Annotated in this window: 22 protein-coding genes and 1 tRNA gene; 8 read left to right on the forward strand and 15 right to left on the reverse strand. The window is 68.3% G+C overall.

The window, feature by feature from the left end; genetic code table 11:
• Nucleotides 1-8: 8 nt before the first annotated feature.
• From J2126_RS14360 to J2126_RS14380, 5 genes are all read right to left on the reverse strand, one after another.
• Nucleotides 9-275, reverse strand: coding sequence for a hypothetical protein (locus J2126_RS14360; RefSeq protein WP_209487600.1), 267 nt, complete (start codon nucleotides 273-275; stop codon nucleotides 9-11).
• The gene (locus tag J2126_RS14365) at nucleotides 272-1846 is read right to left on the reverse strand and encodes a DUF294 nucleotidyltransferase-like domain-containing protein (RefSeq protein WP_245327335.1); all 1575 of its coding nucleotides are present in this window, start codon (nucleotides 1844-1846) and stop codon (nucleotides 272-274) included. The genes J2126_RS14360 and J2126_RS14365 overlap by 4 nt, the downstream gene beginning before the upstream one ends.
• A 38-nt stretch (nucleotides 1847-1884) precedes the next feature.
• Nucleotides 1885-3630 (reverse strand): cation acetate symporter, encoded by a 1746-nt coding sequence (locus J2126_RS14370; RefSeq protein WP_394113391.1) that lies wholly within the window; start codon nucleotides 3628-3630, stop codon nucleotides 1885-1887.
• Nucleotides 3627-3935, reverse strand: coding sequence for a DUF485 domain-containing protein (locus J2126_RS14375; RefSeq protein WP_209487602.1), 309 nt, complete (start codon nucleotides 3933-3935; stop codon nucleotides 3627-3629). Before J2126_RS14375 ends, J2126_RS14370 begins: the two co-directional genes overlap by 4 nt.
• Before the next feature lie 384 nt (nucleotides 3936-4319).
• Complete coding sequence (locus J2126_RS14380; protein ID WP_245327336.1) at nucleotides 4320-6515, reverse strand: transglycosylase domain-containing protein; 2196 nt, start codon at nucleotides 6513-6515, stop codon at nucleotides 4320-4322.
• A gap of 202 nt (nucleotides 6516-6717) precedes the next feature.
• Here J2126_RS14380 and J2126_RS14385 point away from each other — a divergent pair, with 202 nt between their 5' ends.
• The gene (locus J2126_RS14385; RefSeq protein ID WP_209487604.1) at nucleotides 6718-7326 is read left to right on the forward strand and encodes a DUF2272 domain-containing protein; all 609 of its coding nucleotides are present in this window, start codon (nucleotides 6718-6720) and stop codon (nucleotides 7324-7326) included.
• Nucleotides 7327-7335: 9 nt separating this feature from the next.
• Here J2126_RS14385 and J2126_RS14390 read toward each other — a convergent pair whose 3' ends face one another.
• Entirely contained in the window at nucleotides 7336-7821 is a 486-nt protein-coding gene (locus tag J2126_RS14390) for a hypothetical protein (protein WP_209487605.1), read from the reverse strand.
• A gap of 113 nt (nucleotides 7822-7934) precedes the next feature.
• Here J2126_RS14390 and J2126_RS14395 point away from each other — a divergent pair, with 113 nt between their 5' ends.
• From J2126_RS14395 to J2126_RS14410, 4 genes are all read left to right on the forward strand, one after another.
• Entirely contained in the window at nucleotides 7935-10739 is a 2805-nt protein-coding gene (locus J2126_RS14395; RefSeq protein ID WP_209487606.1) for a [protein-PII] uridylyltransferase, read from the forward strand.
• Between the two features lie 130 nt (nucleotides 10740-10869).
• Entirely contained in the window at nucleotides 10870-12051 is a 1182-nt protein-coding gene (gene mnmA / locus J2126_RS14400; protein WP_209487607.1) for a tRNA 2-thiouridine(34) synthase MnmA, read from the forward strand.
• A gap of 40 nt (nucleotides 12052-12091) precedes the next feature.
• Complete coding sequence (locus J2126_RS14405) at nucleotides 12092-12736, forward strand: class I SAM-dependent methyltransferase (RefSeq protein WP_209487608.1); 645 nt, start codon at nucleotides 12092-12094, stop codon at nucleotides 12734-12736.
• Between the two features lie 113 nt (nucleotides 12737-12849).
• Nucleotides 12850-12926: transfer RNA gene (locus tag J2126_RS14410), tRNA-Met, on the forward strand.
• 25 nt (nucleotides 12927-12951) lie between these two features.
• Here the strand turns inward: J2126_RS14410 and J2126_RS14415 are convergent.
• Nucleotides 12952-13920: an alpha/beta fold hydrolase gene (locus tag J2126_RS14415; protein ID WP_209487609.1), complete on the reverse strand. Its 969-nt coding sequence runs from the start codon at nucleotides 13918-13920 to the stop codon at nucleotides 12952-12954.
• Nucleotides 13921-14031: 111 nt separating this feature from the next.
• Here J2126_RS14415 and J2126_RS14420 point away from each other — a divergent pair, with 111 nt between their 5' ends.
• Nucleotides 14032-14451: a DUF805 domain-containing protein gene (locus J2126_RS14420; RefSeq protein WP_209487610.1), complete on the forward strand. Its 420-nt coding sequence runs from the start codon at nucleotides 14032-14034 to the stop codon at nucleotides 14449-14451.
• Nucleotides 14452-14530: 79 nt separating this feature from the next.
• On the opposite strand, the gene mmsB is transcribed toward J2126_RS14420, so the two are convergent.
• The 5 genes from mmsB to J2126_RS14445 all read right to left on the reverse strand — a co-directional run bounded on the left by mmsB (nucleotide 14531) and on the right by J2126_RS14445 (nucleotide 18944).
• Nucleotides 14531-15430 (reverse strand): 3-hydroxyisobutyrate dehydrogenase, encoded by a 900-nt coding sequence (mmsB, locus tag J2126_RS14425; protein ID WP_209487611.1) that lies wholly within the window; start codon nucleotides 15428-15430, stop codon nucleotides 14531-14533.
• 152 nt (nucleotides 15431-15582) lie between these two features.
• Entirely contained in the window at nucleotides 15583-16725 is a 1143-nt protein-coding gene (locus J2126_RS14430; protein ID WP_209487612.1) for an isobutyryl-CoA dehydrogenase, read from the reverse strand.
• A gap of 1 nt (nucleotide 16726) precedes the next feature.
• Nucleotides 16727-17152, reverse strand: a complete 426-nt coding sequence (locus tag J2126_RS14435; RefSeq protein ID WP_209487613.1) for a type II toxin-antitoxin system VapC family toxin — start codon at nucleotides 17150-17152, stop codon at nucleotides 16727-16729.
• Nucleotides 17149-17373 (reverse strand): FitA-like ribbon-helix-helix domain-containing protein, encoded by a 225-nt coding sequence (locus J2126_RS14440; RefSeq protein WP_209487614.1) that lies wholly within the window; start codon nucleotides 17371-17373, stop codon nucleotides 17149-17151. The genes J2126_RS14435 and J2126_RS14440 overlap by 4 nt, the downstream gene beginning before the upstream one ends.
• 74 nt (nucleotides 17374-17447) lie before the next feature.
• On the reverse strand, nucleotides 17448-18944 hold the full coding sequence (locus J2126_RS14445; protein WP_209487615.1) for a CoA-acylating methylmalonate-semialdehyde dehydrogenase: 1497 nt from the start codon (nucleotides 18942-18944) through the stop codon (nucleotides 17448-17450).
• A gap of 150 nt (nucleotides 18945-19094) precedes the next feature.
• On the opposite strand from J2126_RS14445, the gene J2126_RS14450 reads away from it, so the two are divergent.
• A complete protein-coding gene (locus tag J2126_RS14450) occupies nucleotides 19095-20015 on the forward strand; it encodes a LysR family transcriptional regulator (protein WP_209487616.1) in 921 nt (306 codons plus the stop codon).
• Nucleotides 20016-20023: 8 nt separating this feature from the next.
• Here J2126_RS14450 and J2126_RS14455 read toward each other — a convergent pair whose 3' ends face one another.
• Nucleotides 20024-20554, reverse strand: a complete 531-nt coding sequence (locus tag J2126_RS14455; protein ID WP_209487617.1) for an RICIN domain-containing protein — start codon at nucleotides 20552-20554, stop codon at nucleotides 20024-20026.
• Between the two features lie 225 nt (nucleotides 20555-20779).
• On the opposite strand from J2126_RS14455, the gene rpmB reads away from it, so the two are divergent.
• On the forward strand, nucleotides 20780-21076 hold the full coding sequence (gene rpmB, locus J2126_RS14460; protein ID WP_209487618.1) for a 50S ribosomal protein L28: 297 nt from the start codon (nucleotides 20780-20782) through the stop codon (nucleotides 21074-21076).
• Between the two features lie 68 nt (nucleotides 21077-21144).
• Here the strand turns inward: rpmB and J2126_RS14465 are convergent, their stop codons facing one another.
• The gene (locus J2126_RS14465) at nucleotides 21145-21615 is read right to left on the reverse strand and encodes a hypothetical protein (protein WP_209487619.1); all 471 of its coding nucleotides are present in this window, start codon (nucleotides 21613-21615) and stop codon (nucleotides 21145-21147) included.
• Nucleotides 21612-22148: a hypothetical protein gene (locus J2126_RS14470; RefSeq protein ID WP_209487620.1), complete on the reverse strand. Its 537-nt coding sequence runs from the start codon at nucleotides 22146-22148 to the stop codon at nucleotides 21612-21614. The genes J2126_RS14465 and J2126_RS14470 overlap by 4 nt, the downstream gene beginning before the upstream one ends.
• Between the last annotated feature and the right edge of the window lie 4 nt (nucleotides 22149-22152).

Below are 22152 nucleotides of genomic sequence, written 5' to 3' on the forward strand. Positions count from 1 at the left end.
GCGCCGCCTCAGGGCTCGTCCGGTTCGGCGGGGAGGAAGGGTCCAGCCGCGCCATGCCCCCGGCGTTCGCTGGCGACGGCCAGGGCTGCGATCAGCGCCCCCCAGATGGCGAACAGCGCCACCGGCAGCAACGGCAGGCCGAAGACGGTCGCCTCGCTATCCCACACCGCCAGCAGCGGAAAATTGAAGGCGAGCATTCCCAATGCCGCCAGCGCGATCAGCACCTGGCGGTCCGGCCCGCGCCCTCCCGGCGGCTCGGCGCTCCGGGGGCTCATAAGGCGTCGAACCGGTAGTGGCGGGAGAGCCATTGCTTGAAGCCGCGCACGATGGCGAGGGCCTCCTTCAGCGCCTGCCGGTCCAGCGTGCCGAGATCGGCGAGGCGGAGCGCGTTGCTGGGCGGGCGGCCGCCGGCGATCTGCCGGAGGTTGCTGGCGAGCTTCATGCCCATGAACAGACGCAGCGCATCGGCGAGATCGCGGGCGAAGCCCTCCTCCATGTGCCCTTCCGCCACCAGCGCGGCAAGCCGGTCGGCAGTACCAAGCGCGGTGATGCGATACTCCAGCGCCAGCGCCCGCACGCCGTGGACGAGCGGGAAGATGCCGAGCTTCTTCAGATCCACCTCCGCCGCGCCGCGACCTGAGAGGCCGGGCAGGCGGCTCCACCAGCTTCCGCCGTCGCCGAAGCGCTCCACCGCCTGGGCGAAGCGGGCGAAATAGCCGTGGTCGCCCATCATCAGGAAGTCCACATGCGCCCGCGCCGCCGCGAGCAGGGAGGCGTCGCCCGCCACCGCCACGGCATCGAGGAAGATGGCGAGATTCATGGGGCCATCCTGCACGCCGCCGTGGATCCAGTCCTTCAGCGTCTCCTTGAAAGCGGAGAGCGGCTGGCACCAGGTGGGCCGGCTGAGCATGACGCCGCCGGGGCAGGGGGGATAGCCGAAATCGATCAGCGCCGCGGTAAAGCGCGCGGTGATGTCATCGAGCCCCTCGAAAACGAAGCCGTCGGCGAGGATCAGGCCGTTGTCCTGGTCGGTCTTGATGATCTGCTCGCCGCGCCCCTCGCTGCCCATCACCACGAGGCAGGAATTGGCGCGCAAGTCCTCCGGCGCCAGAAGCTCCCACAGCCGGCGGAAGATCTGGGCGTTCAGCTCGCCCACCAGCGCGGCGATCACCTCCACCCGCACCCCGTCGGCGCTGAGCACCGCCACCATGCTGTCGATCTGCCGCGCGGCGGCCTTCAGCTCGTCGAGGCTCGACGCGTGGGCGGCCTCAAGGGCGATCAGGTGGGAATGGTTGGCGACGAAGGCCATCAGGTCCAGCTGGCCAAGCACGCCGACGATGCCATCCGCTCCCGTCGCCCGCCCGCCGCCCTCGCGCACGAGCAGACGGTGGATGCGGTGGCGGAGCATCAGGATGAGCGCCTCGAACAGCTCCGCGTCGGGGGCGATGCACCAGGGCTCGAAGGTCGCGACCTCGCGCACCGTGAGGGCTGAGGGGGGCGTGTCGCGGGTGAGCGCGTCGCGCAGGTCGGTGGTGGTGAAGATGCCGATGCGGCCGCCATCGCGCACCACGGCCTCGCTGAGGCGGCGGGCGGAGAGGTCGCGGCAGAGGGTGACGAGGTCGGTCGCCCCGTCCACGAAGAAAGGCTTGCGCAGATAGACGTCCCGCACCCGCGAGGTCATGAGGGAGACCAGCTCGCGCCGGTCCCGCTCAGACGGCGAGGCCCGCCCGGGGGCGGGCGGGCCGGACGCTGCGGGGGCGTCCTCGGGACCGTGGGGCACCGCTCCCCGGGCCGTGTAGGCCCGGAGATCGTCGTCCCGGCGGTCCCCGTTCGGGGGGCCGGTCATGTCGTCCGGCCGTGGCATGGTTTCAGCCTAGCACGGGGTCAGTGCCCGGAAGCTTCCGCCGCGCCGATGCCGGTCTCGGAGCGCACTTCCTGCGCCGGATAGCCGGCCCGGTCGATCTTCGCCCGCTGGCTGTTGTCCAGGATGGAGAACAGCCAGATGCCGACGAAGCCGAGGGTCATGGAGAACAGCGCCGGCGAGGTGTAGGGGAACGGCGCGGAGCCGGCCGGGTTGCCGAGGGTGGCCTCCCAGACCGAGGGCGACAGCACGGTCAGAAGCACCGAGGACAGGAGTCCCAGGAAGCCGCCGATCACCGCGCCCTTGGTGGTGCAGTCCTTCCACAGAACCGACATGAACAGCACCGGGAAGTTGGCCGAGGCGGCAACCGCGAAGGCCAGCGACACCATGAAGGCGATGTTCTGCTTCTCGAAGGCGATGCCGAGCAGCACCGCGAGGATGCCGAGGCACAGCGTGGTGATGCGCGAGACCTTCAGCTCGGAGGCGCTGTCCGCCTTGCCCTTCTTGATGACCGTCGAATAGAGGTCATGGGACACCGCCGAGGCGCCCGAGAGCGTGAGGCCGGCCACCACCGCGAGGATGGTCGCGAACGCCACCGCCGAGATGAAGCCGAGGAACACGTTGCCGCCCACGGCCGAGGCCAGATGCACGGCGGCCATGTTGTTGCCGCCCACGAGCGCGCCCTTGGCGTCGAGGAACGCCGGGTTGGTCAGCACGAAGGTGATGGCGCCGAAGCCGATGATGAAGGTGAGCAGGTAGAAGTAGCCGATCCACCCGGTCGCCCACATCACGGACTTGCGGGCTTCCTTCGCGCTGGGCACCGTGAAGAAGCGCATCAGGATGTGCGGCAGGCCGGCGGTGCCGAACATCAGCGCCATGCCGAAGGAGATGGCCGAGATCGGGTCCTTGATGAAGGTGCCCGGGCCCATGATGGCCTGGCCGGCGGCGGCCGCGGCCTGGGGCGTGGTGCCGGGCTTGGCGGCTGCGAGGTTGGTCTTGATCTCGACCGCCGCGGCGAACATCTTCTCCGGCGAGAAGCCGAAGCGCCAGAGCACCATCACGGCCATGAAGGTGGCGCCGCCGAGCAGCAGGCAGGCCTTGATGATCTGCACCCAGGTGGTGGCGGTCATGCCGCCGAACAGCACGTAGACCATCATCAGCGCGCCGACGATCACCACCGCGATCCAGTAATCGAGGCCGAACAACAGCTTGATGAGCTGGCCGGCGCCCACCATCTGGGCGATGAGGTAGAAGGCGACCACCACCAGCGTGCCGGAGGCGGCGAACACGCGCACCGGGGTCTGGGCGAAGCGGAAGGCGGCGACGTCGGCGAAGGTGAACTTGCCGAGGTTCCGGAGGCGCTCGGCCATCAGGAAGGTCAGGATCGGCCAGCCCACGAGGAAGCCGATGGAATAGATGAGGCCGTCATAGCCGGAGGTCATCACCGCGGCGGAGATGCCGAGGAAGGAGGCGGCCGACATGTAGTCGCCGGCGATGGCGAGGCCGTTCTGGAAGCCGGTGATGCCGCCGCCCGCGGTGTAGAAGTCGGCGGCCGACTTGGTCTTCGCCGCGGCCCATTTGGTGATGTAGAGCGTGCCCATCACGAACACGGCGAACATGGTGATCGCGGTCCAGTTGGTGGACTGCTTCTCGGCCGCGCCAAGATCGCCGCCCGCGGCGAGCGCCAGCGTGGGGGCGAGGACGAGCGCGGCGGCGGCGGCGATGGCGAGCGCGCGGCCGGCAAGAGAGGTCTGGAGCGTCGCGGTCACTTGAGCGCCTCCTGCTTGATCTTCTCGGAGAGTTCGTCGAACTCGCCATTGGCGCGGCGGACGTAGACGGCGGTGATGAGGATGGTGAACACGATCACGCCGAAGCCGATCGGAATGCCCCAGGTCATCACGCCGTCGCCGATGCGCGCGGCCAGCACATCCTTGCGGAAGGCGATGAGCAGGATGAAGCCGTAGTAGACGACCAGCATCGCCAGGGTGAGAATCCACCCGAAGCGCGAACGGCGCGACTTTAGCGCCTGGTAATTGGGATCGGCCGCAATGCGTGCGGCCACGGAAGTGTCCATGGGTCCCGCCCTCCCTGAAAGCCCGCGGTACCCGTGGGCCCCGGTTGTTATCTTCGTGATCGACCTGGCCTCAGCCGGCCTTGTCATCTCGCACTCTGTACCAGAGCCGAGGCCGCGCGCTAGTTGAGGAAACCCCGTACTTTCGGCCATACGCCGAATGTATTGTGCAGCGCGTCGCGGGCTTGCAGGAAGCGCGCGAGAATCGATGATCTGCAAATACTTGCCACCGATTTCGACCGCTGATTACGTCGCTTGCGCGAGGATTTTCCGGGCGGGAAACGATCGTGTCGGGCGGGAGGGGTGCCTAATACTTTCGGGTGAGGGGTGCAGTGTCCTCGCCTTTGGTCGTAATGCTCACGTCGGGGAATGGAGCGGCGCTGGCGATCAGCGCCGGCCCTGTCCGAGGAAAGTCTCCGCGAACCAGCGGTCAAGCGTCATGGGCGGTTCCTGCTGGGGCGGGCGCGGCGGCATCTGGCCAACCACTGCGGCCGGCCGGTCGTCCGGCAGGTCGGCGGGCGGCAGGTAGCTGCCGCCGGGCTGGCCATAGCCGTTACCGCCGAAGCCGTAGGATCTGAGGCCGCCGGGCAGCTCCGCCACCGGCACGCCCTGGTGCGCCGCCTTCATGACGCGGCTCCAGACCTCCACCGGAAGATTGGCGCCGGAGGCCTTCTTGGTGGGCGAAGAATCGTCGTTGCCGAGCCACACCGCCGTGACGTACTTCGCCGTGTATCCGACGAACCAGGCGTCGCGGTAGTCCTGCGAGGTGCCGGTCTTGCCGGCGGCCTCCCAGCCCGGAAGATCGGCGCGGCGGGCGGTACCGGCGGCCAGTGTCTGGGTCATCATGTGGTTCATCATCGCCACATATTCGGAGGCGACAACGCGGCCCATGCCGGTGATGTTGCGTTCGTAGAGCGGCTTGCCGTCCGGCCCGATCACGCTGTCGATGACGTGCGGCATGACGCCGAGGCCGCCGTTGGCGAACGGGGTGTAGGCGCCCGCCAGCTCCAGGACCGACACTTCGGATGTGCCCAGCGCGATGGACGGGTTGGGATCGAGATTGGAACTGATGCCCATGCGGTGCGCGGTCTGCACCACGGCCTTGGGGCCGAACTCCAGAGCGAGGCGCACGGACACGGTGTTGAGCGACAACGCGAGCGCTGTGGTGAGCGTCACCGGTCCGCGATATTCGCGGGTGGAGTTCTCGGGCCGCCATCCCTTGAGCTGGATGGGCGCGTCGTCGCGCACGCTCTCCGGCGTCAGGCCGTGCTCGACGGCGGTGAGGTAGATGAAGGGCTTGAAGGCCGAGCCGGGCTGCCGGCGGGCGGTGACCGCGCGGTTGTACTGGCTATCGGCATAGGAGCGCCCGCCGATGAGCGCCTTCACCCCACCATCCGGATCGAGCACCACCACCGCGCCCTGCCCGACGCCGTATTTGGCACCGGATTTCGCCAGCGTATCCTCCAGCGCCGCCTCGCCTGCCTTCTGCAGCGCGGGATCGATGGTGGTGCGCACCACCACGTCGCCGGGCAGCTCGCCGTCGCCGAGGACGGAATCAAGCTGGTCCATCACCCAGTCGGCCACATAGCCGGACGAATCGGGCATGCCGGCGCGGGCGAGCTGCGCCGGGCGCGCCTGTGCGGCGCTCGCCACGTCGGCGGTGATCATCTTCTGGTCGCGCATGGCGGCGAGCACGAGATTGGCGCGGGCCTGCGCGCCTTTGAGATTGCGCGTCGGCGCAAGGCGGGAGGGGGAATTGACGAGACCGGCCAGCATGGCCGCCTCGGCGACCGTCACCTGCCGGGCCGACTTGCCGAAATAGCGCTGCGACGCCGCCTCGACGCCATAGGCACCGGCGCCGAAATAGACACGGTTCAGGTAGAGGTCGAGCAACTGGTCCTTGGTGAACTTGTGCTCCAGCCACAGGGCCAGCACCAGCTCCTGCATCTTGCGGGATGCCGTGCGCTCCTGGGTGAGAAACAGGTTCTTGGCGAGCTGCTGCGTCAGCGTCGAGCCGCCCTGCCGCAGGCGGCGGGAGGTGAGGTTGGTGACGAGGGCGCGCGCGAGGCCCTCCGGATCGAGACCGAAGTGGCTGTAGAAGCGCTGGTCCTCGATGGCGACGAAGGCCTTGGGCAGGTAGGGCGGCAGCTCGCCGATGGGCACGGCGACTCCGCCCATGTCGCCCCGGGTGGCGATGGTCTTGCCGTTGGCTCCCTGGACGGTGACGGTGGGCGGACGCTTGGGGATCATCAGCGTCTGCATGGGCGGCAGCTTCGACGCCTCGTAGGCGATGACGCCCGCGAGGGCGAGCAGCGCCCACACGCCCAGGATGAGGCCCCACTTCACCAGCCGGAACAGGACGCGTCCGCCACCGCGACGGGGCGGGCGGGGCGGCGGATCGGAGCGGCCACGGCGCGGGGCGGGGGCGGAACGCACGTCGGGCTCAGCCTTGGCCTTGGGGCGCGGGGTCGGCTTGCGGGAAGGAGCCGGCGGCTCGGGCGGCGGGGCGGCGGAACGGTCGCGGGGATCGAGGCGGATGTCGAACAGGGATTCGGGCCGCTCCATGAGCGGCTCGCGCCTCATGCCGTCCCCCCGTCCACGCACTGCCATCTGCTGCTTCCGTAGTCTGCTCCGGTCCCCCGTTTCCGACCACACAAATTGGGCGGAAATGAACCAGGGCGACATAACGCGCTCAGACTGAAAGTGGCGTTAAGGAAGCCGACGTGTTGACGGAAATACAATTTAGAATTGTATTTATGATTATAAACAATTTTAGGAGGCAAAGATGGCGACCATCATTCCCGCGCTGGTGCAGGTGGCATTGGCGGAATGGACGTTTTTCGGCGGCGGGCAGATCAACCTCGACGGCACCGTCAAGGACGGGAAGAAGGAGTATCAGGACGGCGCGTGGCAGCGTGTCGGCGACTATTGGCGCTTCCTCGGCGGCGCCTATCGAAACCTCACCGGCAAGGACCGCGGCTATCCATGGTCTGCGGCGTTCGTCTCCTTCTGCTTCCACGAGGCTGGGGCGAAGGATCGCTTTCCCTATGCCGCAGCCCACGCCACTTACATCAACGCCGCCATCCGCAACGCCGACGAGGGCAGGTCCACGGCGCCCATCGTGGCGCACCGGCTGGGCGATTATCAGCTCAAGGTCGGTGACCTGATCGGCTATTGGCGCGGCGATACCAAAGTGAGTTTCGATACCGCCCGGCGGATCGGCTACTACGAGAGCCATACGGACATCGTCGTCGAGGTCGACGACAGCTATGCCTACAGTATTGGCGGCAACGTCAGCCAGTCGGTGACACGCCGTCAGGTCAAGCTCAATGCTCGCGGGCAGCTCGCGGACAAATCCGCCAATTGGTTCGTGGTGATCGAGAACCGGATGTGAACTCCGCCCTCAGGGGCACCTGCTCCAGTAGCCCACGGTCTTCGCCGGCGTCGTGTAGAACCAGCAGGTGTTCGGCGCCGGGGCTGGGCCGACGAGGGGCGTCGCGAGTCCGCCCGGCAGCACGCCGAGCGGTGCGCCGGAGCCCGGCTGGGCGCCGATGGGCGTGTTGGCGCGGAAAGGCGGCGACTGGATGAGGGGGGTGGGGTCCGCCGGCACCACCGGCTTCGGCGCCGGCAGCTTCGGGCGCGGCGTCACCACGGTGGGCGCGCGCGGGACGACCGGCGCGGGCCGTACCACGGGACGGGCCGCCGGCCGCTGGATCGGCGGGATCACCGCCGCTCCCCCGACGATGGGCGTGCCGATTCCCGTCCCGGCCAAGGCTCCGGCGGGCGCAAGGGCAATCACCAGCGCCGCGACGCCGCGCATGACGTTACGGAATGTCAGGGCACCTCTCGTAGGGTGCTGTCCGGCCGGCATGTGGTCCATGACCGACATATAGGTTTCGCACCGGCGGTTTCGAGGGGCAGCCCTCAACGACGCTCGCGGCCGGGCGCCGATTGCGGTACAGATACAGGCTCCTGTCCTTCGTGCCTCCAGATCGCCGAGCAATGCCCACCGTCCGTTCCTCCAAGGTCAACCGCGTCATCGGCGAACCCTTCGAAGGCCAGGCCCTCAAGGCCGAGATCAGGGAAATCGCTTCCGCTCACAAGGGGCGCGACCTCGATCTGCGCAATGCAGTCGTCGCCCGGCTCAAGAAGGGCATGCAGGAGGGCCGCGCGGAAGCCGAGCGCCTGCTTCTGGAAGATGGCTGCGGCCGCTGCTGCGCCATGCGCCTTTCCGCGCTTCAGGACGCAATCATCACCAGTGCCTATGAGGTGGCCACCACCTTCCTCTACCCGGTGGACAACCCCTCCCGCTCCGAGCGCATGGCCGTGGCGGCGGTGGGCGGGTACGGCCGGGGCATGATGGCGCCGGGCTCCGACACCGACATCCTGTTCGTGCTGCCCTACAAGCAGACGGCCTGGGGCGAGAGCGTCGCCGAGGCCATGCTCTACATTCTGTGGGATCTCGGCCTGAAGGTGGGCCATGCCACCCGCTCGGTGGAGGAATGCCTGCGCCAAGCGCGGGCCGACTTCACCATCCGCACCTCCATCCTCGAAGCCCGCTACCTCGTTGGCGACAAGGCGCTGTTCGAAGATCTGGAGACGCGCTTCGACAAGGAAGTGGTCGAGGGCACCGGCGCCGAATTCGTCGCCGCCAAGATGGCCGAGCGGGAGGACCGCCTTCGCCGCTCCGGCCAGTCGCGCTATCTCGTCGAACCGAATGTCAAGGAGAGCAAGGGCGGCCTTCGCGACCTCCACACCCTCTTCTGGATCGCCAAATACGTCTACCGGGTGCAGACCGCGAGCCAATTGGTCGCCAAGGGCGTGTTCACGAGGGAGGAAGCGCGCCTCTTCAAGAGGTGCGAGGACTTCCTCTGGTCGGTGCGCTGCCACCTGCATTTCCTCACCGGTCGCGCCGAGGACCGCCTGTCCTTCGACCTGCAGCGGGAGATGGCGCTGCGCCTCGGCTATACGGAGCATCCCGGCCAGAAGGACGTGGAACGCTTCATGAAGCACTATTTCCTCGTGGCGAAGGATGTGGGCGATCTCACCGCCATCCTCTCCGCCGCGCTGGAAGAGCGCCACGAGAAGCCGGTGCCGGGCCTCAAGGGCATGGTGGAGCGTTTCCGCGCCGGCTCGCGGCGCATCACGCTGAAGGACACGCCGGATTTCATCCTGGATCATGACCGCCTCAATGTGGCGGACCCCGAGGCATTCAACCGCGACCCGGTGAACCTCATCCGCATCTTCCACGTGGCCGACAAGCGCAACCTCGCGCTGCATCCCGACGCCAGCCAGCTCGCCGCCCGTTCCCTCGGCCTCATCGATGCGAGCGTGCGCGAGAATCCGGAGGCGAACCGCCTGTTCCTGGAGATCGTCACCTCGAAGGACGCGCCCGAGACGGTGCTCAGGCGGATGAACGAGGTGGGCGTGCTGGGGCGGTTCCTGCCGGAGTTCGGCAAGGTCGTCGCCATGATGCAGTTCAACATGTACCACCACTACACGGTGGACGAGCACCTGCTGCGCTGCATCGGCATCCTGTCGGAGATCGAGCGCAAGGTGAACCCGGACAACGGGCTCGCCAACGAGCTGATGGGCACGGTGAAGAACCGCAACCTGCTCTATGTGGCGCTCCTGCTCCACGATATCGCCAAGGGCCGGCCGGAGGATCATTCGGTGGCGGGCGCCCGCATCGCCCGCAAGCTCTGCCCGCGCTTCGGCCTCTCCCCGGTCGAGACCGAGACGGTGGCCTGGCTGGTGGAGCAGCACCTCGTCATGTCCACGGTCGCCCAGTCCCGCGACCTCTCCGATCGCAAGACCATCGAGAATTTCGCCGCCGTGGTGCAGAACCTCGAGCGGATGAAGCTGCTCACCATCCTCACCACCGCCGACATCAAGGCGGTGGGGCCGGGCACCTGGAACGGCTGGAAGGCGCAGCTCCTGCGCACGCTCTATTACGAGACCGAGCCGGTGCTCACCGGCGGCTTCTCCGAGGTGGACCGGGGCAAGCGCGTCACCGCCGCCCAGTCCCAGTTCCGCTCGGCCCTCTCCGACTGGGACGACGAGAAGGTGGCGACCTACGTGGCGCGCCATTATCCGCCCTACTGGCTGCGCGTGGACCTCGAGACCAAGCTGCGGCATGCCCGCTTCGTGGACGAGGCGGAGACGGCGGGCTGCTCCATCGCCACCCACGCGTCGCTGGAGCCGGGCCGCGGCATCACCACGCTCACCGTGCTGGCGCCGGACCATCCCAAGCTCTTGTCCATCATCGCCGGCGCTTGCGCCGCGGCGGGTGCCAACATCGTGGACGCACAGATTTCCACCACCACGGACGGGCTGGCGCTCGATACCATCGCCATCCGCCGCGCCTTCGACCATGACGAGGACGAGCTGCGCCGCGCCAACCGCATCCGCGAGGCGGTGGAGCAGGCGCTGACCGGCGAGGTGCGCCTGCCGGAAGTCATGGCCAAGAAGCTGCCCAAGGGCCGCCGCACCTTCACGGTGGAGCCCGAGGTGACGGTGAACAACTCCTGGTCCAACCGGCACACGGTCATGGAGGTCTCCGGCCTCGACCGTCCGGGCCTGCTGTTCGCGCTCACAAACACGCTGTCCCGGCTCAATTTGAACATCGCCTCGGCCCATGTCGCCACCTTCGGCGAGCGAGCGGTGGACGTGTTCTACGTCACCGACCTGATGGGCGCGAAGATCACCGGCGCCGCCCGCCAATCCACCATCCGCCGCGCCCTCGTCTCGGTGTTCGAGGGGCCGGTGGAGGACGAGGAGCCGGCCCGCCGGGTGGCGCGGGGGTGACGGGGCGTCGCGGCGCGGGCGGGAAGGCCGTTTTTTCGCCGCGCTCGCATGGCTCAGATGCCAATCGTTTGCATGAGGCGACGGTGCGGCATACGTTCTGCCGCGCTCCCTTCCGGCCCCGCGATCCAAGATGACCGACGACCTCCATCTCGATGCTTCCGATGCGACCCGTGCCGAGCGGGCGGCGACCCGCGTCGTCGTGGCCATGTCGGGCGGGGTGGATTCGTCCGTGGTCGCGGCGCTGCTCGCCCGCGCGGGCTATGACGTGGTGGGCGTCACCCTCCAGCTCTACGACCACGGCGAGGCGGCGCATCGCGCCGGCTCCTGCTGCGCGGGACAGGACATCTACGACGCCAGCGAGGTCGCCCGCACGCTCGGCATCCCGCACTACGTGCTCGATTATGAAAGCCGCTTCCGCGAGGAGGTGATCGACCGCTTCGCCGCGAGCTACGCGGCCGGCGTCACGCCTATCCCCTGCGTGGACTGCAACCGCACCGTCAAGTTCCGCGACCTGCTCGCCACCGCAGAGGAGTTGGGCGCGCGCTATCTCGCGACCGGCCATTATGTGGCGAGCCGCGCCCTGCCGGGGGGCGGGCGCGGCCTGTTCCGCGCGGCGGAAGAGGCGCGGGACCAGTCCTATTTCCTTTACGCCACCACGGCCGCCCAGCTCGACAAGCTGCGCTTTCCCCTCGGCGAGATGCAGAAGGCGGATGTTCGGGCGCTGGCCGCCGAATTCGGACTTCCGGTCGCCGAGAAGCCGGACAGCCAGGACATCTGCTTTGTGCCGGGCGGCGATTATGCCGAGGTGGTCCAGCGCCTGCGGCCCGAGGCCGGCGAGGCCGGCGACATCGTGCATCTGGACGGCCGGGTGCTCGGCCGCCACAAGGGCGTGCTCCATTACACCATCGGCCAGCGCAAGGGCCTCGGCATCGCCACGCCCGAGCCGCTCTATGTGATCTCCATCGACGCGAGCCGTCGCGAGGTGCGCGTCGGCCCGCGCGAGGCATTGGCGGTGCGGGCCATTTCGATGGCCGATGTGAATTGGCTGGGCGACCTCCCCTTCGACGCGGCGCTCGATGCCGAGACCGAGGTCTATGTGAAGGTGCGGTCCACCCGTTCCCCGGTACCGGCGCGCCTGGGTCGGACGGCGGACGGCGCCCCGGCGGTGCATCTCGCGCTCGGCGAGGAAGGCGTTGCGCCGGGGCAGGCCTGCGTGCTCTACGATGCCCCCGGCGCCGGTGCCCGCCTTCTCGGTGGCGGCACCATCGTGAAGGCGGAGCGGGTGGCGAAGGCGGTCGCAGAGGTCGCCTGAGGCGCGGGTTGCCCTCGGGACTTGGGGCGGGAGAGACGGAATGGCGGTTCAGTACGATCTCGAAGGCCAGAAGAAGGCCTATGCCAAATGGGCGCCCATCTATGACAAGGTCTATGTGAAGCTGCTGGCGGACGCGCAGCGCAAGACCTCCTCCGCCGCCGCCGCGTGCGGCCCCGACATTCTGGAAGTGGGCGTCGGCACCGGGCTGGTGCTGCCCTATTACCCCGCGCACTGCCGCGTCACCGGCATCGACCTCTCCTTCCACATGCTGCAGAAGGCGGTGGAGAAAAAGGTCGAGCGCGGACTGAAGCAGGTGGGCCTGCTCTGCGCCATGGACGCCTGCAAGCTCGGCTTCGCCGACCACAGCTTCGACGCCGTGACCGTGCCCTTCGTCATCACGCTGGTGCCCGATCCGGAAGGTGCGCTGGACGAGATGTACCGCGTGCTGCGCCCCGGCGGCGAGATCGTCGTCGCCTCCAAGCTCGGCGCGGACGAGGGCGCGACCATGCATGTGGAGGCAGCCCTCGCCCCGCTGGTGAAGAAGATCGGCTGGAGCATCGCTTTCAAGGCGAGCCGCCTTCGGAACTGGGCGGCCAAGTATCCCGACATGGAAGTGGTGAGCATCGCTCCCGTCTTCCCGGTGGGCTTCTTCAAGATGGTCCGTATCAAGAAGAAGGCGGCCTGAGCCTTTCGGCCGCAAGCCTTCTGTTCACAGGGCGCGCGGGGATTCTTGACACCCGCGTGGCCCCGCCTCTATATGCGCGTCTCCCGACGCAACTTGCGTCGGATGTGTGTTGTGGCAGCGTAGCTCAGTCGGTGAGAGCGCCGGATTCATAACCCGGAGGTCGGTGGTTCAAATCCACCCGCTGCTACCATCCATCCCCCGCCTTCCCATCCTCTTCACGGCGCGACTTCATCGAGAAATGCGCGCACCGCCGCGCGCGTCTGCGCGGCCCGCCCCACGAGCAGGTGTCCGCCGGTATCATAGGCGATGAGCCGGGCGCCGGGGATGCGCGCCGCCGCCACCTCCGCCGCCGGCAGGGTGTTGAACAGGTCGTCCCGGGCGGAAACGATGAGGGTCGGCGCCGTGATGCGCTCCAGCGGCAGCACCGGATGCGGGCAGGCGCTGTCGAGCCGGATGCCGGCGGCGCGCTCCGACACCGGCGCGATGGCGGCGGCGATCTTCAGCACCCGCTCTCGCTCCTGCGCTCCCGCCTGATCGAGCAACGCCGGCCGCACGCCGACGAAACGGATCACCATATTCGGGCCAAGCGCGCCGATGAGCCACCAGAAGAAATCGCCCCCGGCCTTCACGATGGCGAAGGCGAGCCGGCTTCCGCCGGTGGGGTCGGTGGCCACCGGGCTGTGCGGGGCGTCGAGCGCCGGCACCAGCAGCACCAGCGCGCGCACCTTGTCGGGGTGGCGGATGGCCAGCGCCGCCGCCGATCGCGCGCCGGCCGAAAGCCCCATCACGATGACCTTGTCGAGGCCGAGATGGTCGAGCAGCGCCGCGTGGGCATCCGCCTGCGCGGCGACGCCCCCGTCCGGCGCATCCACCGCTGCGGCAGGCGTGCCGGTGCGCAGATAGCCGAAGCGCGAGGGCGAGATGAGGCGGAAGCCGCCGCCCATCAGTTCGTCGGCGAAGAACAGGCCATGGTCGAAGCCGCCGCCCGCGCCGTGGATGGTGAGCAGCACCGGGCCGACACCGCGGTCGGCATATTCCACCGCGCCGCCGGCCAGCGGCGCGATCTCGCTGCCGGAGGCAACGCGCGCGATAGCCCGCTCGCGCGCCGCCTTGAACCTGCGGGCGACCACCACCGCCACTGCAAGGCTGACCAGGGTGGCGAGAAGGGCGAGGGTCAGTCCCATGGCGTCGGCGCTCCGCGGCATTGGCTTGGCGCGCCGGTTGGCCGCGCCCGAACGCTTCCGCTATAGGTACCCCGGCGCAGCCACGGGGTCACGGCGCGCGAGGAGGGGCCAATGACATTCACCGAAGCTGTCCGCAGCTGCCTCAGCCAATATGCCGGCTTTCAGGGCCGGGCGCCGCGCAGCGAGTTCTGGTGGTTCTGGGTGTTCACGCTGCTGGTGGAAGTCGCGGCCTTTGTCATCGGCACCATGCTGCTCGCGGGGTCCATCACCGCGACGCAGGTCAGCGGTGGCCAGTTCGACGCGCTGTATTTCTTCGCCGGACCCAACTGGCTTTCGGCGGCTGTCCACCTCGCCCTCATCCTGCCCTCGCTGGCGGTTGCGGTGCGGCGGCTGCATGACGTTGGGCGGAGCGGCTGGTGGTTCCTGATCCTGTTCATCCCGTTCGGCTTCTTCGTGCTCCTGTTCTGGTGGGTGCAGCCCTCCCAGCGGGAGCCGAACGCCTACGGGCCGCCGCTGCTGCCGGCCCGCTGAGCCTCCGGCCCAATGAGAAAGGCCCGCGCGCATCCTGCGGCGGGCCTTTTTCACGTCCGGGCTTCGGAGCGCTCCGGGATCAGGTCTCGTCCGCCCGCGTGCGGATCCACTCGATGATGCCGGAGAAGTCCTTGCCCTCGTTCCCCTCCGCCGCGAAGGCGGTGTAGAGCGCGGTCGCGGCCGCGCCGAGCGCGGTGGCGGCGCCGGCCGTCTCGGCGGCTTCCTGGGAGAGCTTGAGATCCTTGAGCATCAAAGCCGCCGCAAAGCCCGGCTGGTAGCCGCGATTGGCGGGGCTGGTGGGCACGGGGCCAGGCACCGGGCAATAGGCGTTGATGGACCAGCACTGGCCCGAGGAGGTGGAGGCGACATCGAACAGCGCCTGGTGCGAGAGGCCGAGCTTTTCCGCCAGCACGAAGGCTTCCGAGGCGGCGATCATCGAAATGCCGAGGATCATGTTGTTGCAGATCTTCGCCGCCTGTCCCGCGCCGGCGCCGCCGCAATGGACGATCTTCTTGCCCATCAGCTCCAGGATGGGCTTTGCCGCCGCGAACGCCTCGTCCGTGCCGCCGACCATGAAGGTGAGCGTGCCCGCTTCCGCCCCGCCGACGCCGCCGGAGACCGGCGCATCCACGCTCGCGTGACCCGCCGCCTTGGCGGCCTCGTGGAAGGCGCGGGCGGAGGCGACGTCGATGGTGGACGAATCGATGAACAGCGTGCCGGGCTTCGCCGCCGCGAACAGACCGTCCGCGCCGGTGGTCGCGCCCACCACATGCTTGCCGGAGGGCAGCATGGTGACGACCGCATCGGCGGCCGCCACCGCCGCCTTGGCGCTGTCGGCGATGGCGATGCCCTTCACCTTCGCCGCCTCCAGCGCGGCGGGCACGAGGTCGAAGCCGGTGACGGTGTGCCCCGCCTTCACGAGATTGGCGGCCATGGGCCCGCCCATGTTTCCGAGGCCGATGAATGCGATGGTGGCCATGATGGTTTCCTCCCTGCCGGATGCTCCCCTCTCCCCTTGCGGGAGAGGGGCCGGGGGTGAGGGGCCGGCCGTATCCGCATAACTGGCTGCGGGACGGCGCAGACATACCCCTCACCCCGTCCCTCTCCCGCAAGGGGAGAGGGAGGTTTTCGCTAGTTCCCCTGCGCTATCAGCGCGCGGGCGACGATGAGGCGCATGATCTCGTTGGTGCCTTCGAGGATCTGGTGGACCCTGAGGTCGCGCACGATCTTCTCGATGCCGTAGTCGGCGAGATAGCCGTAGCCCCCGTGCATCTGCAGCGCGTCGTTGGCCACCTCGAAGCCGCGATCGGTGGCGATGCGCTTGGCCATGGCGCAGAGCTGGGTGGCATCCGGCGCCTTGGCATCCAGAGCGGCGGCTGCGCGCCAGAGGAAGGTGCGCGCGGCCTCCAGCTCGGTCGCCATGTCGGCGAGGCGGAACTGCAGCGCCTGGAACTCATCAAGGCGCTTTCCGAAGGCCTTGCGCTCGCGCATGTAGGACAGCGCCTTCTCCAGCGCCGCCTGCGCCCCGCCCAGCGAGCAGGCGCCGATGTTCAGCCGGCCGCCGTCGAGCCCGGCCATGGCGATCCTGAAGCCCTCGCCCTCCTCGCCCAGCCGGTTCTCCACCGGCACCTTGACGCCCTCGAAGGTGACGGTGCGGGTGGGCTGCACGTTCCAGCCCATCTTGCGCTCGTTGGCGCCGAAGGACAGGCCCGGCGCGCCCGCTTCGATGACGAGAGTGGAGATGCCCTTCGGCCCGTCGCCGCCGGTGCGCACCATCACCACATAGATGTCGGAGGAGCCGGCACCGGAGATGAACTGCTTCTGGCCATCGACGATGTAATGGTCGCCGTTGCGCACCGCCTTGGTCTTCAGCGCCGCCGCGTCCGATCCCGCGCCGGGCTCGGTGAGGCAGTAGGAGGCGAAATGCTCCATGCTGGCGAGGCGCGGCACCCACTTCCTGCGCTGGGTGTCGTCGCCGAAACGGTCGATCATCCAGGTCGACATGTTGTGGATGGAGAGATAGGCCGAGGTGCCGGGGCAGCCGGTGGCGAGCTGCTCGAAGATGAGCGCCGCATCGAGGCGGGTGAGGCCCGAGCCGCCCACATCCTCCTTCACATAGATGCCACCCATGCCGAGCGCCGCGGCGGCGCGCAACTGCTCGACGGGGAAATGCTTCTTCTCGTCCCATTCCACGGCGTAGGGCGCGATCTGCTCATTGGCGAAATCGCGCGCCATGTCGCGGATGGCGATCTGGTCCTCGGAGAGCGTGAACATGTCAGGAGCGCCAGTCGGAGAGGGGGAGGATCGGGGGAAGGTCCGTCTGGCCGGCCGTCTTGCGCGCGAGGCGTTCGTCGGCGGTCAGGAATGGACAGTCCATTTCGCGCGCGAGACTGAGGTAGACGCAATCATAGATAGGATGGTCAAGCCGGAAGGACAGCTCGATCGCGGGTGGAAGCAGAGGCTCGACCGGAAACAGCCGCTGGAAGAATGGCGGCAGCTGCGCGTTGATGTGGATGGCGTCTTCTACCGTCATGGCCCCTGCGCGCTTTTTCTTCCAAAGGGCATTGGCGACTTCCGACTGAACGAGCGTCGGCGCCAGAAGGCTCGCACCGGATATGAGGAGGGCGCGAGCCTCAGCGCGATCGCCTTCGTCGAAGAACCATTTCAGGGCGATGCTCGCATCGACCACAAAGCGGCTCATTCAAGACCTTCGCGGATTTCATTGAGGGACAGAGCAGGGGAAGGCTTGGTTCTGGCCAGAAAATACTCGGACACTGCCACCCGCTCCGCCGGCGTATAGGGCCGGTTCTTCTCAAGGAGGTTGCGGATTTCCTGCTCCAGCGAGATCCCGTTCCGCTTCGCCCGCTCCCGGTAGACGTTGAGGGTCTCGTCGGGAATGTTGCGGATCAGCACCTGGGCCATGGCGCCCTCCTTTACTCATTTCGTGCTATCAAAAATGATAGCACGAAATGAGGGCCGCAAGGAGAGGCGCAGCCTCAGCCCATGGTGGGTATCACGAAGTCCGCGCCGTCCTTGATGCCCGAGGGCCAACGGGAGGTGACGGTCTTGGTCTTGGTGTAGAAGCGCACGCCGTCCGGGCCGTGCTGGTTCAGGTCACCGAAGCCGGAGCGCTTCCAGCCGCCGAAGGTATGGTAGGCGAGCGGCACCGGGATCGGCACGTTGATGCCCACCATGCCCACATTCACCTTGGAGGCGAAGTCGCGCGCCGCATCGCCGTCGCGGGTGAAGATGGCGACGCCGTTGCCGTATTCGTGCTCGGTGGGAAGCCGCAGGGCCTCCTTGTAGTCCGGCGCGCGCACCACGGAGAGGACGGGGCCGAAGATCTCTTCCTTGTAGATGCGCATGTCGGCGGTCACATGGTCGAACAGGCAGCCGCCCATGTAGAAGCCGTTCTCATAGCCCTGCATCTTGAAGCCGCGGCCGTCCACCAGCAGCTTCGCGCCCTCCTGGACGCCGAGGTCCACATAGCCGCGCACGCGCTCCAGCGCCTCGCGGGTGACGAGCGGACCGAAATCGGCCGAGCCGTCGGTGGAGGGGCCGATCTTGAGGTTCTCGACGCGGGGGACCAGCTTCTCCAGCAGCCGCTCGGCCGCGTCCTCGCCCACCGGCACCGCGACCGAGATGGCCATGCAGCGCTCGCCGGCGGAGCCGTAGCCGGCGCCGATGAGGGCGTCCACGGCCTGGTCCATGTCCGCGTCGGGCATGATGATCATGTGGTTCTTGGCGCCGCCGAAGCCCTGGATGCGCTTCCCGTTGGCCGCGCCCCGGGCATAGATGTACTGGGCGATGCTGGACGAGCCGACGAAGCCGATGGCGTGGACGTCGGGATGGTCGAGAAGACCGTCCACCGCTTCCTTGTCACCGTTCACCACATTGAGGATGCCGGGGGGCAGGCCCGCCTCGAGCATCAGCTCGGCGAGGTGCATGGGCACGCCGGGATCGCGCTCGGACGGCTTGAGGATGAAGGCGTTGCCGCAGGCGATGGCGGGGCCGAACTTCCACATGGGGATCATGGCCGGGAAGTTGAACGGCGTGATGCCGGCCACGACGCCAAGCGCCTGGCGCATGGAATAGATGTCGATGCCCGGGCCGGCGCTGTCGGAGAAGTCGCCCTTCATGAGGTGGGGGATGCCGATGGCGAACTCGATCACCTCGAGGCCGCGCTGGATGTCGCCGCGGGCATCGGGAACGGTCTTGCCATGCTCGCGGGCGAGCAGGTCGGCCAGCAGGTCGTAGTCGCGGTGCACCAGCTCCAGGAACTTCATGAGCACGCGGGCGCGGCGCTGCGGATTGGTGGCGGCCCAGGCGGGCTGCGCGGCCTTGGCGTTGGCGACGGCGGCATTCAGCTCGTCGGTCGAGGCGAGGGCCACGTGGGCGATCACCTCGCCCGTCATGGGCTGGTAGACGTCGGCGAAGCGGCCGGACGTGCCGGGCACCTGCTTGCCGCCGATGAAATGGCCGATCTCGCGCATGATGCGGTTCCTTCTTGGGAAATGCGTTTCCAGACGAGGGCCGCCGCTTCCCGGCAGCGTTCGTTGGCCGGCACACTGCCCTATCTTTTTGTGCACAGCTACGGCAATCTCCGCACCGTTGATGTGCGCCCTTTCACAGTCCCGAGAGCCATGCCCGGTAGCGATTTCGAGTGGTCCGACCTCACCTTCTTCCTCGCGGTGGCGCGCGCCGGGCGGCTGACCGTGGCGGCGGCGCGGCTGAAGGTGGAGCATTCCACGGTGAGCCGGCGCATCGCCGCGCTGGAAGCGGCGCTGGGGGCCAAGCTGTTCGACCGGCATCCCCACGGCTATGCGCTCACCGCGGCCGGGGATCGCCTGCTCGCCGCCGCCGAGGGCATGGAGACATTGGCCCTCTCCGCCCAGGGGGAGATCGCCGGCGCGGACCTCGGCGTCTCGGGCACGGTGCGGATCGGCGCGCCGGACGGATTCGGCACCTTCTTCCTCGCCCCGCGCATCGGTGCGCTGTCGGATCTTCATCCGGGGCTGGACATCCAGCTCCTCGCCATGCCCCGCCTGTTTTCCCTGTCCAAGCGCGAGGCGGACATCGCCATCTCGCTGTCGCGGCCGAAGGAGGGGCGGCTGCATGCGCGCAAGCTCACGGACTACCGGCTCGGCCTCTATGCGGCCCGCGCCTATCTGGAGAAACACGGCGCCATCGAGAGCCGCGCCGCTCTCCAGCGTCACCGCTTCATCGGCTATGTGGATGATCTGATCTACGCGCCGGAGCTGGACTATGTGCCGCTCGTGGCCAAGGACCTCAGGGTCCGCCTGAAAAGCTCCAGCCTCGTCGCCCAGATGACGGCGACCCGCGCGGGGGCCGGCGTGTGCGTGCTCCCGTGCTTCATGGCCGACCTGTTCGCGGGCGCGGGGCCGGACGCGCTGGTCCCCATCCTGCCCCAGGAGGTGGGCCTGACGCGCACCTTCTGGCTTCTCACCCACGCCGACACCCGCGACCTCGCCCGCATCCGCGTCGCCGCCGACTTTATCGCCGAGGCGGCACAGAAGGGGCGCGCGGTGCTGATGCCGGGGTGAGGACGGCGCTACTTCAGGCGCCAATACTGGTCGGACGGCCCTCCGGCCACCTCGCACGTCGCAAGCTGGAGCGGCGCGCCGTTGGCGGTGGCGGGGCCCCCGCGCACATCGAGACAGAGGCCGGACAACTTGTGGCGGATCAGCCCTTCCTTCGTGAACTGCCACTGCTGGTCGGTGGTCGAGCCGTTGGGGTTCCGCCCCGACATCTCGCAATCATAAAGGATCAGCGCCGTTCCGGCCTTGATGCCGGGGGCGCCGGGCACGTCGATGCACTTGCCGGAGAGGGCGTTGCGGATGAAGCCCTGCGGCAGGACTTCCCACATCTGGTCGGTGGGCGTCCCGTTGGGGTTCAGCGCGCCGAACTCGCAGGTATAAAGGATCAGCGGCGCGCCATTCTTGACGCCGGGTGCGCCGGACACGTCGATGCACTTGCCGGACAGCTGGTTGACGATGAACCTTGTCTGAGCGCTCGCCTCGCCCGCGCAGAAGAGCCCCGCCATCGACAGCGCGGCGGCGAACAGCCATCCACCGAATTTCATGAAATCCCCCAATTCCACGCCACGCGGCCGATGCTGCCATGTTCCCCAGCTTCGCCGTGGCGCGCTTCCATACCAAGCTTCGCAGGGGGAGGATATGCCCCGCACCTTGACTGGCTTCCCCTCTCACCCTATACGAGCCGCTTCCCGATAGAGCGGGTGAGTGCACGCGGGTCTGCTGGCCCCGACGCGTTCCCCGCGCCATACGAAGAAAAAAGGACTTTCGCCATGTCCCGGCGGTGTGACCTGACCGGCAAGGGGGTTCAGAGCGGCAACCTCGTGAGCCACTCGAACCGCAAGACCAAGCGCCGGTTCCTGCCGAACCTGTGCAACGTGACGCTGGAGAGCGAGACGCTGAAGCGTTCCGTGCGCCTGCGCATCAGCGCCAACGCGCTGAAGAGCGTGGACCATCGCGGTGGCCTCGACGCTTTCCTCGTCAAGGCGCGCGACGAGGAGCTGTCTCCCGTCGCCCTCGACCTCAAGCGCCAGATCGCCAAGGCCGTCGCCGCCGCTGCCGCGGCCTGAGCTTTCGGTTTTCCGAGACGTTTTGAACCGCGGACGGCAACGTCCGCGGTTTTTCGTCGTGGGTGCTTTCAGCGGAGGGGCGTGTCGCCGCCCGCGCTGCGCCCGGCAACGGCCCAGTAGGCCAGACCCCCGCCGACACCGGCGATGAGGAGGTCGGCCGTCACCCGGACCAGCAGCGGGTCGCCGAGGGAATCGGTGACGAGGGAGAAGCCCAGCCAGCCGGCCGCGGCCCAGATCGCGCCGGCCGCCCCATGGGCCAGCGGGTGACGCAGGCGTTTGCGTTCCGAAACGGCGATCCACACCAGCGCCGGCGGGAGCCCGCAGACGGCGGCGAGCAGATAGGCGAAGCCGGCGGAGGCGATCGCAACACCATAATAAAGCGCCAGCCCTTCGGGAGCGCCGGGCGCGGGCGCGATCCGATCCATGGCGGCGCCCACAAGCGGCAGAAGGCTCACCGTGACGAGGACGGACGCGAGATAAGCCAGCACCAGACGAACCACGCGCCGCGGCGCACCGGGTTCGTCCGCGGCTGGGCTCATCGGGATGGCGACTCAGGCGAGGGGGGAGGAAGCCGCGGCTGCTGCGGAGGCGGCGGCAGCGCGCCGGCCCGCTCGGCGGGGGAGCGCAGGATGGGCTTGAAGAAGCCCGCCGTGGAGCCCGCCACCAGCCAGTAGGCGAGGCCGCCCGCAAGGCCGGCCGCCACCACATAGAAGGGATCGCTCGCCACGAGAGCCGAGCCGTCGGACGGCGCGAAGAGCTGGGCACCGATCCAGGCCGAGACCACGCCATTGGCCGCGTGGAACATCCACGAGCGGATGGCGAAGGCCTCCGAGAACAGGATGCCCACGGCCGCCACCAGCCACATGAGCATCAGCAGCATGAACAGCACCACCACTGTGGTGACGATGGCCACGATGAAGCCCAGCGCCCGGTCGCCGGGATCGGCGGCGGTGAACAGCGAGCCGATGCGCCACTCCCCGATGAGGATCACGCACGCCCCCGCGATGACCGAGGCGAAATAGCCGAGCGGCACGAGAACGAAGCGCAGCAGCAGGCGGACGAGGTTGTCCATGGGC

This window comes from Xanthobacter flavus (genome assembly GCF_017875275.1).
Classification (GTDB): domain Bacteria; phylum Pseudomonadota; class Alphaproteobacteria; order Rhizobiales; family Xanthobacteraceae; genus Xanthobacter; species Xanthobacter flavus_A.

Excerpts from the sequence above, each read along its gene's own strand:
- J2126_RS14405 (WP_209487608.1), top strand. The coding sequence starts at position 12,092 with ATGGCGGTTCAGTACGATCTCGAAGGCCAGAAGAAGGCCTATGCCAAA.
- J2126_RS14415 (WP_209487609.1), bottom strand. The coding sequence starts at position 13,920 with ATGGGACTGACCCTCGCCCTTCTCGCCACCCTGGTCAGCCTTGCAGTG.
- rpmB (WP_209487618.1), top strand. The coding sequence starts at position 20,780 with ATGTCCCGGCGGTGTGACCTGACCGGCAAGGGGGTTCAGAGCGGCAAC.
- J2126_RS14360 (WP_209487600.1), bottom strand. The coding sequence starts at position 275 with ATGAGCCCCCGGAGCGCCGAGCCGCCGGGAGGGCGCGGGCCGGACCGC.
- J2126_RS14365 (WP_245327335.1), bottom strand. The coding sequence starts at position 1,846 with ATGACCGGCCCCCCGAACGGGGACCGCCGGGACGACGATCTCCGGGCC.
- J2126_RS14395 (WP_209487606.1), top strand. The coding sequence starts at position 7,935 with ATGCCCACCGTCCGTTCCTCCAAGGTCAACCGCGTCATCGGCGAACCC.
- J2126_RS14385 (WP_209487604.1), top strand. The coding sequence starts at position 6,718 with ATGGCGACCATCATTCCCGCGCTGGTGCAGGTGGCATTGGCGGAATGG.
- mmsB (WP_209487611.1), bottom strand. The coding sequence starts at position 15,430 with ATGGCCACCATCGCATTCATCGGCCTCGGAAACATGGGCGGGCCCATG.
- J2126_RS14470 (WP_209487620.1), bottom strand. The coding sequence starts at position 22,148 with ATGGACAACCTCGTCCGCCTGCTGCTGCGCTTCGTTCTCGTGCCGCTC.
- J2126_RS14455 (WP_209487617.1), bottom strand. The coding sequence starts at position 20,554 with ATGAAATTCGGTGGATGGCTGTTCGCCGCCGCGCTGTCGATGGCGGGG.
- J2126_RS14375 (WP_209487602.1), bottom strand. The coding sequence starts at position 3,935 with ATGGACACTTCCGTGGCCGCACGCATTGCGGCCGATCCCAATTACCAG.
- J2126_RS14420 (WP_209487610.1), top strand. The coding sequence starts at position 14,032 with ATGACATTCACCGAAGCTGTCCGCAGCTGCCTCAGCCAATATGCCGGC.
- mnmA (WP_209487607.1), top strand. The coding sequence starts at position 10,870 with ATGACCGACGACCTCCATCTCGATGCTTCCGATGCGACCCGTGCCGAG.
- J2126_RS14450 (WP_209487616.1), top strand. The coding sequence starts at position 19,095 with ATGCCCGGTAGCGATTTCGAGTGGTCCGACCTCACCTTCTTCCTCGCG.
- J2126_RS14435 (WP_209487613.1), bottom strand. The coding sequence starts at position 17,152 with ATGAGCCGCTTTGTGGTCGATGCGAGCATCGCCCTGAAATGGTTCTTC.
- J2126_RS14430 (WP_209487612.1), bottom strand. The coding sequence starts at position 16,725 with ATGTTCACGCTCTCCGAGGACCAGATCGCCATCCGCGACATGGCGCGC.
- J2126_RS14380 (WP_245327336.1), bottom strand. The coding sequence starts at position 6,515 with ATGAGGCGCGAGCCGCTCATGGAGCGGCCCGAATCCCTGTTCGACATC.
- J2126_RS14465 (WP_209487619.1), bottom strand. The coding sequence starts at position 21,615 with ATGAGCCCAGCCGCGGACGAACCCGGTGCGCCGCGGCGCGTGGTTCGT.
- J2126_RS14390 (WP_209487605.1), bottom strand. The coding sequence starts at position 7,821 with ATGTCGGTCATGGACCACATGCCGGCCGGACAGCACCCTACGAGAGGT.
- J2126_RS14440 (WP_209487614.1), bottom strand. The coding sequence starts at position 17,373 with ATGGCCCAGGTGCTGATCCGCAACATTCCCGACGAGACCCTCAACGTC.
- J2126_RS14445 (WP_209487615.1), bottom strand. The coding sequence starts at position 18,944 with ATGCGCGAGATCGGCCATTTCATCGGCGGCAAGCAGGTGCCCGGCACG.